12 protein-coding genes and 1 riboswitch are annotated in these 14,249 nt (G+C 33.6%); of the genes, 6 read left to right on the top strand and 6 right to left on the bottom strand.

The genetic code is table 11. The features are described from left to right. Positions 1 to 167: 167 nt before the first annotated feature. Positions 168 to 1,724: a M20/M25/M40 family metallo-hydrolase gene (locus B2U95_RS06895; protein WP_296314160.1), complete on the top strand. Its 1,557-nt coding sequence runs from the start codon at positions 168 to 170 to the stop codon at positions 1,722 to 1,724. A gap of 6 nt (positions 1,725 to 1,730) precedes the next feature. Here B2U95_RS06895 and B2U95_RS06890 read toward each other — a convergent pair whose 3' ends face one another. From B2U95_RS06890 to B2U95_RS06870, 5 genes are all read right to left on the bottom strand, one after another. Continuing rightward, positions 1,731 to 2,111 (bottom strand): hypothetical protein, encoded by a 381-nt coding sequence (locus B2U95_RS06890; protein ID WP_296314109.1) that lies wholly within the window; start codon positions 2,109 to 2,111, stop codon positions 1,731 to 1,733. Between the two features lie 161 nt (positions 2,112 to 2,272). Further along, entirely contained in the window at positions 2,273 to 4,093 is a 1,821-nt protein-coding gene (locus B2U95_RS06885; RefSeq protein ID WP_296314107.1) for a hypothetical protein, read from the bottom strand. A 152-nt stretch (positions 4,094 to 4,245) separates the two neighbouring features. Then, on the bottom strand, positions 4,246 to 5,499 hold the full coding sequence (gene metK / locus B2U95_RS06880) for a methionine adenosyltransferase (RefSeq protein ID WP_296314105.1): 1,254 nt from the start codon (positions 5,497 to 5,499) through the stop codon (positions 4,246 to 4,248). Positions 5,500 to 5,674: 175 nt separating this feature from the next. Further along, positions 5,675 to 6,919: an ammonium transporter gene (locus tag B2U95_RS06875; protein WP_296314103.1), complete on the bottom strand. Its 1,245-nt coding sequence runs from the start codon at positions 6,917 to 6,919 to the stop codon at positions 5,675 to 5,677. A 6-nt stretch (positions 6,920 to 6,925) separates the two neighbouring features. Continuing rightward, positions 6,926 to 7,264 carry a P-II family nitrogen regulator gene (locus B2U95_RS06870; protein ID WP_296314101.1) on the bottom strand — a complete coding sequence of 113 codons (339 nt, stop codon included), beginning with the start codon at positions 7,262 to 7,264 and terminating at the stop codon, positions 6,926 to 6,928. Positions 7,265 to 7,528: 264 nt separating this feature from the next. Next, a riboswitch (SAM riboswitch) is annotated at positions 7,529 to 7,652 on the top strand. A 120-nt stretch (positions 7,653 to 7,772) separates the two neighbouring features. On the opposite strand from B2U95_RS06870, the gene B2U95_RS06865 reads away from it, so the two are divergent. From B2U95_RS06865 to B2U95_RS06845, 5 genes are all read left to right on the top strand, one after another. After that, positions 7,773 to 9,065, top strand: a complete 1,293-nt coding sequence (locus B2U95_RS06865) for an O-acetylhomoserine aminocarboxypropyltransferase/cysteine synthase family protein (protein ID WP_296314098.1) — start codon at positions 7,773 to 7,775, stop codon at positions 9,063 to 9,065. Between the two features lie 99 nt (positions 9,066 to 9,164). Then, positions 9,165 to 10,181, top strand: coding sequence for an alpha/beta fold hydrolase (locus tag B2U95_RS06860; RefSeq protein WP_296314096.1), 1,017 nt, complete (start codon positions 9,165 to 9,167; stop codon positions 10,179 to 10,181). Next, on the top strand, positions 10,144 to 11,214 hold the full coding sequence (locus tag B2U95_RS06855) for an aspartate kinase (RefSeq protein WP_296314094.1): 1,071 nt from the start codon (positions 10,144 to 10,146) through the stop codon (positions 11,212 to 11,214). The genes B2U95_RS06860 and B2U95_RS06855 overlap by 38 nt, the downstream gene beginning before the upstream one ends. Positions 11,215 to 11,441: 227 nt before the next feature. Continuing rightward, positions 11,442 to 12,536 carry an acyloxyacyl hydrolase gene (locus B2U95_RS06850; protein ID WP_296314093.1) on the top strand — a complete coding sequence of 365 codons (1,095 nt, stop codon included), beginning with the start codon at positions 11,442 to 11,444 and terminating at the stop codon, positions 12,534 to 12,536. Beyond that, the gene (locus B2U95_RS06845) at positions 12,533 to 13,276 is read left to right on the top strand and encodes a head GIN domain-containing protein (RefSeq protein ID WP_296314091.1); all 744 of its coding nucleotides are present in this window, start codon (positions 12,533 to 12,535) and stop codon (positions 13,274 to 13,276) included. Before B2U95_RS06850 ends, B2U95_RS06845 begins: the two co-directional genes overlap by 4 nt. On the opposite strand, the gene gldA is transcribed toward B2U95_RS06845, so the two are convergent. After that, positions 13,269 to 14,162, bottom strand: coding sequence for a gliding motility-associated ABC transporter ATP-binding subunit GldA (gene gldA, locus B2U95_RS06840; protein WP_296314089.1), 894 nt, complete (start codon positions 14,160 to 14,162; stop codon positions 13,269 to 13,271). The two genes, B2U95_RS06845 and gldA, sit on opposite strands and share 8 nt — an antisense overlap. Positions 14,163 to 14,249 lie beyond the last annotated feature (87 nt).

The following is a 14,249-nucleotide window of genomic DNA, read 5'->3' as shown; positions in this document are numbered from 1 at the left end:
TAAATTTCAATGGGTTTTTTCATTTTAACATAGCGTTCCACTCAAAAGTTGTAATTTAAAAATCTAAACCAACAAAAAATGAAACGAGCATGCTAAAAGTTTTATCACTCAAGGGAATGATTAATAGCGAGCAGCATATTACCATTAAAAACAATAAACATAAACACATGAAACGACTATTATTTACCACTGTTTTAGTATTAGGTCTTTGCTTTAGTAGTTTACAAGCGCAAGACAAAAATCCTGTTATTGAGAACATAATTACAGAAGCCAATGAAAACTCACAATTAGAAAACCTTGGCCACGAAATGCTAGATGTTATTGGGCCTCGATTAGTAGGAACTCCACAAATGCGACAAGCACACGATTGGGCTGTTGCAAAATATAAATCTTGGGGAGTTACTGCAAGAAATGAAAAATGGGGAGAATGGCGTGGTTGGGAACGTGGCATCACACACATAGATATGATTTCGCCTCGTGTACAAAGTTTACGTGGTATGCAATTGGCTTGGAATCCAAGTACCTCAGAAAAAGGGATCACTGCAGATGTTATTACACTACCAGAAAATATTAAAGATTCATTGTCTTTTCAAAAATGGTTACCAGAGGTAAAAGGTAAGTTTGTTTTAATATCTATGAAACAACCAACAGGTCGTCCAGATTATAATTGGGAAGAGTTTGCAACGGAAGACTCTTTTCAAAAAATGAAAGATGAGCGTAATGCACAATCTAAAGAATGGCGAACTAATATTGGTAGAACTGGTTTTACTTCTAGATCTATAATTACGGTATTAGAAGATGCAGGTGCTGCTGGTATTGTAGCAAGTAATTGGTCTAGGGGTTTTGGTGTTAACAAAATTTTTAGTGCTAGAACAAAGAAAATACCGACTGTAGATTTAGAATTAGAAGATTACACGATGTTATATCGTATGACAGAATCTGGCAATACACCAAAACTTAAAATAGTTGCACAATCTAAGGAATTAGGCCGCGTACCAACATTTAATACGATTGCAGAAATAAAGGGTTCAGAAAGACCAGAAGAATACATTATTCTCTCAGCACATTTCGATTCTTGGGATGGAGCAACAGGCGCAACAGATAATGGTACTGGGACTTTAGTAATGATGGAAGCCATGCGTTTACTTAAAAAGTACTACCCAAACCCTAAACGAACTATTTTGGTGGGTCATTGGGGAAGTGAAGAACAAGGTTTAAATGGATCTCGTGCTTTTGTAGAAGATCACCCAGAAATTGTTGAGAATATGCAAGCTTTATTTAATCAAGATAACGGGACAGGTCGTGTTGTAAATATTTCGGGAGCTGGCTTTTTGCATGCTTATGATTATTTATCGCGTTGGTTGTATGCAGTGCCAAGAGATATTACAAAACATATTGAAACTAGTTTCCCTGGTAACCCAAGTGGAGGAGGTTCTGATAATGCGTCTTTTGTTGCAGCTGGTGCGCCAGCATTTAATTTAAGTGCGTTGAACTGGTCATATTGGAATTATACATGGCATACCAACAGAGATACTTACGACAAAATTATATTCGATGATGTTAGAAACAATGCTATTTTAACTGCAATTTTAGCCTACATGGCTTCTGAAGATGATGAGAAAACGTCTAGAGAAAAAATTATATTACCTATTAATTCTAGAACAGGCGAACAACGCACGTGGCCAGAACCACGTTCGCCACAGCGCGATGGTGGTAAAGACTAAAAGTAATTAATTATTAGGATCAGGTAGTGAATGATTGTGCTTGCAGAACCAATGCAAGCACAAATCACTTTCTTTTTGTAATTGTATTTTTACACTTATGATACTGTCACTAGGAATGATGCTTCGTGTATTGTTTTTGTAACCATGCTTTTTTGTTTCAAGAGAAGCGAAATGAACATTAACGATGGCACCCTCAAGAGGGGTTTTATTTTCATCTAATATATAGCCAGTAAAATCTTTAGATTTATTTTCACCTAAGTATTCAGATAAATACTTAGGACTTGTATTTAGTGTATTATTGTCTGAATAATCACCGTCTGTTTTACAAGCTGAAGTGAGAATAAGGCACATAGTCAATACCTTAAAGATTGATTTAATAGATTTCATTTTTTGATTGTATACTCTGCAGTTTTAGAGCAGGGATATGATGATTGATGATGAGTAAATTTAAAAAAACCTTAAAACTTTTGCGTTAAAATTCTCACAAATAAAAGCCTACGATTCTATAACGTTAGAATCGTAGGCTTTTTTAATTTTATATACTATTTTTATTGGTCGCGTAAAACATGGATAACACCAGTAATGGTATGTGGTACGTTATTGAAATCTTCATAAGAACCTGAGAAGTTGATATCAATATAATCATCAACCTCACCGAGTGTACTTAAGTTGTAAGTAATATTATTATTTGTATCTGAAACACTTAAACATTCTCCAATAAAGAAACCTGTATCATCAGTTTCATTAAAAAGATAATTATCATAGGTTCCTAAATAGTCTGGATCGTTAAGTACTCCGTATATGTAAAAACATGTTGTGCCTTGGTCATTTCCATTTCCAAAAATATCTAAGTTTGGTCCATTAGCATTTGGTCCTTCAGAATAAAAATTGGCAGAAATACCTTCTAGTATGAACACTTGGTCATTATCATCAATAGTGTATTGTATAAATTCTGTAACAGTATCACAAGCACTAATAGTGCCTATATCTGTTAATGCTGTAGTGAATGTATAACTAATAGTGCTTGTGGTTTGAAGGTTTATATAGTCATAACCTTTAATCGCAAACGTATTGTCTGCCTCACAACGTAATAAGCTGATTTCGAAGCTACCATTTGTAACAATGTTAGTGTAGGTTTGGTTGCCATAAGTTAATTGTACATAACCATCTGTGATAGAATTACCATCGCAAGTGTTAAAACTACCAGTAACTGTTTCTGAAATAATATCTGTATTGTCAGGGACAATTACCGAAATATTAGAGTCCATAGTATAAGGTCCAACGGATTCTGTATATAATGGTTCGCTTCCACAGAAATCATAACTGTAGATATTTAGTTCTAACGTTTCGTTGCTAGGGACAAAGCCACAAACTTCTCCGTTTTCGTTAGTAAAACTACCTCGTGTTCCAAAGGTTGCACTTGTGATTGTTGCATATAAGTTGCTTAATGCATTTTCTTGATTATCTAAAACAGAAATACAAAGTGTAATTGCTTCGGCTGGGATATCACAATTCCAAAATGAGAAATGAGATACTGAACCAACATACATATTGCCTTGCAAAGTCGCTAGACCTTCTTCTTTCCAATACCCATTCACTTCGTCAAAATACCATAGTGGAATTGTTGTAGGTGCAATACTCATAAGACTTGGGTCTAAAGGAATTCTAATCTCAGAACTTGAGCCTTCAGGTAAATTTAAATCTTCACCATTTGTTCCTCTTAATTCTACAGCGAGCATTCCTAACGTTTGTAGCATACGTTCTGCGCCTTCTTCATTTTCGGCATATAACATGCCTGGCATTTGCATTGGCATGTCCTCATCTGCAGGATCTAAACGATGCATAATTACATCTACAGAACCAGTGTATTCAGAGCCATCTTCTTTAATAAAATCACCTTCAAAACTTACAGAGCTACCATCTCCCATGGCTACTGTCTGTGCGGTTCCGCTATTTACCGTACCTACAACTGTAGCTTCCAGTAACATTATAGTGACTTTGTTTGTTCCGTTTGAGGGCACTACAGCTCGCGAGCCATGAATATAACCTTCTTTTTCAGCTTTTACATAACCAAATCGTTCTTTTACATTGGCATTATTAATTATAAAAACACCGTTGCTGTCTGTTGTTGCTGTTTCGTTACCAATGGTAATTGTAACTCCTTCAATAGGGTTTTTGTTGGTGTCTATGACGTTACCAAGAAAGTCTCGTGAAATGTCATTGCCAAAATATTCGCTAAATGTATTTGGAATATTTTCTTGTTGTTCGCCTCCGCTTGAGTTGGTTTCATCTTTTTGACAAGAGGTAACAATGAATAGCGAAAACAATAGCATTAAAATAAGATTTGGGATTTTTTTAATGTTGTTCATAATGTGTTGATTTAAATTGAGTTTGGTTTATCTATTTACTATAAAACAGATGTATGATTTAAACTCCTACCTAAGTTTCAGGATATTCGACAAAAGGAAACCCTCATAAATAATATCATGAGGGTTCTTGAGTTGATTTTAATTTATCTTTTTTAGATATCAAAAGCAGACTTAACTTTATCTAAATAGTCTAATTTTTCCCAAGTGAAAAGTTCTACATCCATAGTCACAGGTGCTCCATTTGGTTGTTGAAATGTTTTACTAACCACTTCGTTATCCCGTCCCATGTGTCCGTAAGCCGCGGTTTCGCTATACATTGGTTGTCTTAATTTTAAACGACTTTCAATAGCGGCTGGTCTCATATCAAATATGCTAGATACTTTTTTTGCGATTTCACTATCGGTTAAATTGAAAGGACAGGTTCCGTATGTATCTATAAAGATTCCCATAGGTTCTACAACACCAATCGCATAAGAAACTTGTACTAAAACTTCTTCGCATAAACCTGAAGCTACAAGGTTTTTAGCGATATGCCTGGTTGCATAAGCTGCACTTCTGTCTACTTTACTTGGGTCTTTTCCAGAAAATGCTCCACCACCATGTGCGCCTTTTCCTCCATAGGTATCCACAATTATTTTACGACCTGTTAATCCTGTATCTCCGTGAGGTCCTCCAATCACAAATTTCCCTGTTGGATTTATGTGGTATTTAATATCATCATTAAATAACGATTGAATATTTTCAGGTAATTTAGCCACAACTCGAGGAATTAATATTTCAACAATATCTTTTCTGATTTTAGCTAGCATAGTATCATCTTCATCAAAATCATCATGCTGTGTAGATACAACTATTGCTTCAATACGTTGAGGTGTATTATCATCGCTATATTCTATGGTAACCTGACTTTTAGAGTCTGGTCTTAAATAGTCAATAGCTTTGTTCTCGCGACGTAATTCTGCTAATTCTTTTAAGATTCTATGAGAAAGGTCTAAAGCTAATGGCATGTAATTATCCGTTTCACTCGTTGCATAGCCAAACATCATGCCTTGATCGCCTGCACCTTGTTCTTCTTTAGAAGCACGATCTACACCACGATTAATATCTTCTGACTGTTCGTGTATTGCAGAAAATACTCCACAAGAATTTCCATCAAACATATACTCACTTTTTGTATAGCCAATTTTGTTGATGGTATCTCTTGCAATTTTTTGTACATCGAGATAAGTGTTAGATTTTACTTCTCCTGCTAGTACAACTTGTCCGGTGGTAACTAGAGTCTCGCAAGCTACTTTAGATTCTGGATCAAAGGCTAAAAAATTGTCTATTAAAGCATCACTAATTTGATCTGCTACTTTATCTGGATGTCCTTCAGAAACACTTTCTGAGGTAAATAAATACGCCATATAATTTTATTTTTATTCTAGATTTGACGTAATGGTAAGGAAAGCATAACACTGTCTTTAGCATTTTTTTTGCAGAGGTTGCAATCAGTCAAATCTTCCTCTTTTAATAAGACACAAAAGTACGTATTAAAATGAGGATTGAAAATTCTAAAACATAAGGATATCTTAAAATGTATTAATGGTCGTTCATTCTAAAATCTGGATAAGCGCTCATACCATGTTCGTGGATGTCTAAGCCTTCTAGTTCTTCTAATTCAGACACTCTAATTCCGACAGTCTTTTTTAGTGTAAAAATTATAATGAAAGAAGAAATCACACAAATTAAGGCATAACTACCTATGCCAATTAATTGACTCAGAAATTGATTCCAACCAGCAAGTTCTCCAAAAATTCCAACCGCTAAAGTACCCCAAAGACCGCAAATTAAATGTACAGCAATGGCTCCAACTGGGTCGTCTAATTTTAATTTGTCTATTAGAGCAATTCCAAAAACAATAAAAACACCTGCTAATGAACCTATAACAATAGCATTACCTGGTGACATGATGTCGGCTCCAGCTGTAATAGCGACTAAACCACCGAGAATGCCATTTAAAAACATAGTTAAATCTAAATTCTTGTATAAAAAAGAAGATGTCATAGCAGCAAAAACACCACCTGAAGCTGCAGCTAAACATGTGGTAACTAAAGTTATTGATGTCAACTCTGGATTTGCAGAAAGTACAGAGCCACCATTAAAACCAAACCAGCCTAGCCAAAGAATAAGAACTCCAGAAGTCGCTAATGGTATGCTATGACCATAAATAACTTGAGGTTTTCCATTTTTAAATTTCCCTATTCGTGCGCCTAAAAGATAAACGGCGACAAGTGCTGCCCATCCTCCAACAGAGTGAACAAGCGTTGAGCCAGCAAAATCATAGAACGGAGTTTCCATTTGGTCTAAAAAGCCTTTTCCCCATTTCCAAGAGCCAGCAATAGGGTAAATAATGCCAACATACAGTATTACAAAAATCATAAAGGGTCCTATTTTAATTCGTTCTGCAACAGCTCCAGAAACAATTGTGGCGGCTGTAGCTGCAAACATGCCTTGAAATAAAAAGTCGGTCCAATAGGTGTAGCCTCCATCGCCATAAGCAGATCCGTCTGCGTTAGTATAGGCGTTTTGCATATCGCCAAGGCCAATACCAAAATCTGGCCATGCAATAAAACCATTAAATTCTGAAGGATACATAAGGTTAAAGCCAACTATGTAATATAGTAGCAATCCAACAGTGATAATAAAAATATTTTTAAAAAGTACGTTTAGCGTATTTTTTTGTCTGGTTAATCCAATTTCTAGTAAAGAAAAACCCATGTGCATAAAAAACACTAAGGCTGTGCATATCATCATCCAAACATTATTTGTAGTCAATAATTCCATAGTTGATTAATTTAGTGTTGAACCTCCTTTTTCTCCAGTTCTTATGCGGTAACATTCGTTAATGTCTGAAACAAATATTTTACCATCTCCAACATGTCCAGTTTGAGCAGCTTCTAGAATGGTTTTAATAGTAATAGCTTCAAAATCATCATTAACTACTATAGATAAATAGCGTCTTTGTATATCGCTAGTGCTGTAGGGAACTCCTCTATAAACTGATCCATGAGTTTCATTTCCTAAACCTGTGACATCCCAATAAGAGAAGAAATTAACTCCAACGTCGTGCAGTGCTTCTTTAACTTCAGAAAATTTGGACTTTCGAATTATTGCTTCGATCTTTTTCATAAAAAAAATATTTATGAGCTAAAATAATTAAATATAATTTATACCCTATATAAAATAGGGTATATGACTTAAAAATTATATAATTCGTAACTTTAACCCTATAAATTTAGTGGTAATTTTATTTAAATAGTTTTAAATCCGTTAAATACTAAGTTCAATAGAAGCCTCTTTTCTGTTAAAAAAATAAGAAATATGAAATTTTATTAGGTTTTTAAATTTTTGTAACGCAATATTTGCACATACAAAATTCAAACACTTACTGAAATGTTATCAAGAAAGGTGGAGGGGATAGACCCGTTGAAGCCTTAGCAACCCTTAAACTTATTAAGAAGGTGCTAAATTCTACTTAATTTTCGATTCATTTATCGAACTATTGGATAGATAACCCAAGGCTAATTACTCATTTGTAATTAGCGTTTTCTTTATAATATTTTTCTATTAAGTATGCTTCAAAATGAGGCTTATTTGGCTTTTGGTTTAATTTATTTTAATTCAAAAAACTAGAAAAATGAGTACACAAAATTTCGCAACAAAAGCCTTGCATGCAGGACATGATGTCGCAAAAAATGGAGGGACAAGAGCCGTTCCAATTTATCAATCTACAGCGTATGTCTTTAATGACTCCGACCATGCTGCTAATCTTTTCGCGCTAGCAGAACCAGGGAATATATACACACGTATTAACAACCCAACCAATGATATTCTTGAGCAACGCTTAGCTGCTTTAGAAGGCGGTATTGCTGCAGTTGCCACAGCATCTGGTACGTCTGCAATAGCAACAACATTATTGACATTATTAAAAGGAGGTGATCATATTGTAGCATCCAGCAGTTTGTATGGAGGAACATACAATTTATTGAGTGTTACATTGCCAAGACATGGAATTACAACCACATTCGTAGATCCTTCAAATCCCGAAAGTTTTAATACTGCAGCTCAAGAAAATACAAGAGTATTCTTTATTGAATCCTTAGGAAATCCAAAATTAGATGTTTTAGATATTGAAGCGATTTCGAAAGAAGCGAAAGCCTATAAAGTGCCTCTAATTGTAGATAATACAGTAGCAACTCCTTACTTGTTAAACCCGATAGCATACGGAGCAAATATTGTTATTCATTCTTTGACTAAATATATCAACGGAAATGGTACAGCTTTAGGTGGAATTATTATTGATGCTGGTTCGTTTGATTGGTCTAACGGCAAGTTCTCTGAATTCACAGAGCCATCAGCAGGTTATCACGGTTTGGTTTATAGCGATGTTCTAAAAGAAGCTGCTTTTATCGCAAAAGTGAGAATTGAAGGTTTGCGAGATTATGGAGGAGCTTTGAGTCCGTTTAATGCATTTCAAATTATACAAGGCTTAGAGACATTAGAACTTCGCATTAAAAAACATAGTGAAAATGCGCTAGAATTAGCCAAATGGTTAGAGCAACAAGACCTAGTATCTTGGGTTAATTATCCAGGTTTAGAATCTAGCCCTTATAATGAATTAGCTAAAAAGTATTTGCCAGAAGGGCAAAGTGGTATTGTCACATTTGGATTAGAAGGTGGTTACGAATCTGCAAAAAAGGTTGCAGATACAACGAAGCTATTTTCATTGTTAGCCAATATCGGAGATACAAAATCATTGATTATCCATCCGGCAAGTACAACGCATCAACAGTTGCCAGACGAAGCTCAGGAAAGTACAGGTGTTACCAAAGATTTAATTCGTTTGTCAGTTGGTATAGAGCATATTGAAGATTTAAAAGCGGATTTAAAAGAAGCTTTTAAACTTGTTAAGAATCCGCAATTGGTTTAATGCCTTAATATGTTAGTATTGTATTAATCAAGCTGAGTAATTTTTTTACTCAGTTTGGTTTATTAATTTGCACTAAGGACTATTAAATATAAAATTACAATGAATACACTTCAATATATAGATTTTGACCACTTTGAACTATGCAGTGGCAGACAAATTAATCTTAGACTCTCCTATCAGGTTTTTGGTAAATCAATATATGATAATCCTGTAGTTTTGGTAAATCATGCACTTACTGGAAATTCTGAAGTAACAGGCGAGAATGGTTGGTGGAATACTATCGTAGGCGAAAATAAAGTTATCGATACAAATGAATATACAGTTTTAGCATTCAACTGTCCTGGGAATGGATTTAAAGAATTAGGCGAAACTTTTTCAGAATATTATAAAGAGTTTACAGCTAGAGATATAGCACGACTTTTTTCTGAAGGTCTGAATCGCTTAAATATTCAGCACTTGCATGCCGTTATTGGAGCATCTGTTGGTGGAGGTATTACTTGGGAATTGGCTGCTTTACGTCCAAGTTTGGCAGATTATATTGTACCTATTGCTGCTGATTGGAAATCTACAGATTGGGTAATTGGGAATTGTTTTATTCAAGATAAAATTTTGAATCATTCTTCAAATCCTGTAAGTGATGCACGATTACATGCTATGACATTTTACAGAACGCCAGAATCATTTTCGGCTAAATTCAATAGAACAAAGACTTCTAGAAATCAATTTAATGTTGAAAGTTGGCTCAAACATCATGGAGAAAAACTAAATGGTCGTTTTAAACTTTCAGCATATAAAATGATGAATCAAATCTTGAAAACTATCGACATTACTCATGGAGAAATCAGTTTTGTAAACGCTACAAAACATATAACGTCTCATATACATATTATAACTATAAATTCAGATTTACTTTTTACATCCGTTGAAAACTGGAACACGTTTGTGGAATTGAAAACAATTAAAGAAAATGTGACTATTGGAGAAATAAAATCTAACGATGGACATGATGCTTTTCTAATAGAATCTCAGCAATTAACCAAACTCTTACATCCAGTTTTTAATTTAAATAACAAAACAAATGAAAACTATAAATCTAGCTATATTCGGAATTGGTAATGTAGGCTCTACATTAATCAATCAAATAAATGCTCTTAAAACAAGACTATATAAAGAGCAAAATATTAAAATTAAGATACCTGTAATAACAAATTCGAACTTGGCCTTTTATGCTAACGACACTGAATATAATTGGCAGATGGATTTTGAATTGTTTTCAAAGCCTTATAAAATTAAAGATGTTATCAACTATTTCAAAAGTATAAGTGCAGAAAACTGCATGGCAATAGATGTCACAGCGAGTAGCGAATTTGTTGAGAATTATGAAGAACTTATCGAAAATGGGTTTCATATTATTTCAGCAAATAAAGTGGCAAATACACTGAGTTTCGAGTTTTATGAAAGATTACGAAAAGTTCTAAAAAAGAACAACAAAAAGTTTTTGTACGAAACTAATGTTGGTGCGGGATTACCTGTTATTGAAACTGTAAAAAGTTTACATGAATCTGGTGAAGATATCACAAAAATTAGAGGTGTATTTTCGGGTTCGTTGAGTTATATTTTTAATAGATTTTCAGAAGAAGAATTACCATTTGATGAGATTTTAAATAGTGCTGCTAATGAAGGCTTAACTGAACCAGACCCAAGAGATGATCTATCTGGAAAAGACGTTGCTAGAAAGCTTTTAATATTGGCTAGAGAACTTGGTTTGAAAAACGAATTGCATCAAGTAAAAATAGAATCGTTAGTGCCTAAACAGCTTAATGGAAAAACAACTTTAAAACAGTTTAATGAACGTTCTGGGGAGTTGAACATCGTATTCGAAAACAGTAAAAAAGTCCAGAAACCCGAGTCTGTATTAAGATATATTGGTGAATTAGATACTGTAAATAATTCATTAGAAGTAAAATTGATCTCGGAGCCTAAATCTTCTGTATTGGGACAGTTAAAAGGTGCCGATACCTTATTTGAATTTTATACTGAATCTTACAATAAACAACCTTTGGTAATTCAAGGTGCTGGTGCTGGTAGATCTGTTACCGCTAGAGGTGTATTGTCTGATATTTTAAAACTAGCCTCTCAATTACATTAAGTTAATATTGAGGCTATCTTTATAATGTTTAATTAACAATTTGTTGCTTTGGCTGTAAACTGCTTATAATAAGTTTAAAAGAAATTTGCATTAAACTCAAATCGTGAAAAAATATAAATTAGAACTTCGGTTTGTACTTCAGTTATTATTAATAACAGGAGTATCTTTATGTGCAACATTATTTTTAAATTAATTAATCTATTACATTTGTCGGTAATAGATTATAAATGAAGTATTGGCTTTTAGGTTTTAGTTTTTTAATTAGTTTTTTATTAAGTGCTCAAAAGCGTTTAACATCAGATTCTTATCTCGATTTAAATTATTTTGGAGGTAATATTGCGCTTCATAATAATGATATATTACATTTAATTACTGGTCGTCCAGAGGGTTTTATTTTTAGTTGGAATAAAAAAACTTTTGGAAATGAAGATTGGGAGCAACGCTATAATTACCCGGATTATGGAGCCTCTTTTGTCTATCAAGATCTAAAGAATACTAAGCTAGGTGAGAATTTTGGGCTTTATGCACATTACAACTTCTACTTCTTTAAGCGGAATGTAATGTTACGTATTGCGCAAGGATTAGCCTATAATACAAATCCTTATGATAAAATTGATAACCCTAAAAACGTTGCATTTGGTTCGGATATTCTAAGCTCAACATATTTAATGTTAAGCTATAAAAAAGAGCAAATTTTTGATCGTTTTGGCTTGCAGGCTGGTGTATCCTTAATTCATTATTCTAATGCCAATGTAAAAGCACCAAATACCAGTGTAAATACGATAGCTTTAAATGTCGGTTTAACCTATAATCTCGATGATGAGGTTTCAGAATATATTGATAATCTTGATGATGAAAAATTCACAGAACCCGTTAGGTATAATTTAGCATTTAGAACAGGTATTAATGAAAGTGATGTTATTAGGAGTGGTCAATTTCCTTTTTATATTGTTTCTGCCTATGCAGATAAACGACTGAGTCATACAAGTGCTATTCAGTTTGGGGTAGACGCTTTTTTCTCTAATTTTTTAAAAGAATTAATTTATTACCAATCGGTTTCGTTTCCTGAAGAAAACGTAAGTGGTGATGAAGATTATAAACGCGTTGGTTTATTTGTTGGTCATGAATTGTTTATCAATAAAATATCTGTCGTAACGCAATTAGGTTATTATGTGCATTATCCTTTTGATTTTGAAGGGCGTACTTATATTAGATTAGGGCTTAAGCGTTATTTTGGAAAAACCTTTTTTGGTGCAGTAACCTTAAAATCGCATGGGGCAAAAGCCGAAGCTGTTGAATTAGGAATAGGAGTTAGATTATGAAAAAATTAGTTTATATATGTATGCTGCTGTGTTTTGCTTGTAATAGCGAAGATGCTGGTGATTGTTTTCAAACTGCAGGATCTATCATTCAAGAAACAGTAGATATACCTAGTTTCGAAAGAATTCTTGTTAACAGAGATATTGAGCTTATTATAAAAGAAGCGCCAGAATATAAAGTGACTATTCAAACTGGTGAAAATTTAATAAATGATGTAGAGGTTAATGTTATTGGTAACCAATTAGTACTCACAGATAATAACAGTTGTAACTATGTTAGAGATTTCGGTATTACCAAAGTTTATGTTGAAGCGCCAAATTTAATTGAGATTAGAACGTCGTCTCAATATGAAATCTCCTCAGATGGTATTTTAAATTATGATATGCTGTCCTTATTTTCTGAAGATTTTAACGGAGGAAGTGAATTTACCGTTGGTGATTTTAGATTATCAGTAGCCTCAGAAAACATAACTATTTCTTCTAATAACATATCAATTTTTTACATAGATGGATCAGTAGAAAATTTATTCGTTGGTTTCTTCTCAGGCTCTGGACGTTTTGAAGGTGAAAATCTAATAGCACAAAATGTTGATGTTTTTCATCGTAGTAGTAATGATATGGTTGTTAACCCAGTACAATCAATTACCGGAGAATTACGAGGAACGGGTGATTTGCTTTCGGTAAATCAACCACCTTTAGTAGATGTAGAGCGTTTTTATATTGGACAGTTAATTTTTAACTAGTCAATTCCCGAAACAAACTTTCCAAACTAGTATTTTTTTGATTCAGTTGCAGAATCTTCAATTCATTATCGTGAGCAAAATCAAATACATGAGATCGCATATCATCTTTTGTAGAAAATGTAATCTCGTAAATAAAGTCGTGCGTGTTTTTTACAGAGCTCACTTTAGGAAGTTTTAATAAAAAGGTGTCTTCAACTCTATAGTCAAATTCTACAATCACAATTTGTTCTTGGCCGTCTCTTAAATCTTTTAAATATTTATCTGCAACAACCTCTCCTTTATTAATAATAATAACACGATCGCACATGGCCTCTACCTCTTGCATAATGTGCGTAGACAAGAAAACCGTTTTTTCCTTACCAATAGTTTTTATTAAATTTCTAATAGCTACCAATTGGTTTGGGTCTAAGCCTGTGGTAGGTTCGTCTAAAATTAAAACTTCAGGATTATGTAATAACGCATTTGCTAAACCAACACGTTGTCTGTAGCCTTTAGATAATTGATTTATTTTTTTATGTGCTTCTGGTGTTAAACCAGTTAATTCAATCACTTCATCTATTCTAGATTTTGGTGTGCCGTAAACATTAGCGTTGAAGTTTAAATATTCTCTAACATACAAATCTGTATATAAAGGATTGTGTTCTGGTAAGTACCCAATACTACTTTGTACACTTTTTTTATCTACAGTAACATCAAAACCGTTCACATTTGCAGAGCCTTCAGAAGCTTCTATATATGTGGTTAGAATTTTCATCATTGTAGATTTTCCAGCACCATTTGGGCCAAGAAACCCTACAATTTCAGCATCTTTTACTTTAAATGAAACGTCATTCAAAGCTTTTTGATTTTTATATATTTTTGTAATATTATTAACTTCTATAGACATATTATGGTATGTTTTTGTAAAAATAGTCAATTACAGAACGCCTAAATATAAAAATTGGTTTAATAGGTTTTGTTTTTTAATATTTAT

The sequence above is a fragment of the Winogradskyella sp. UBA3174 genome, assembly GCF_002364335.1.
GTDB lineage: Bacteria > Bacteroidota > Bacteroidia > Flavobacteriales > Flavobacteriaceae > Winogradskyella.
This window is presented reverse-complemented; position numbering and strand designations above follow the sequence as displayed.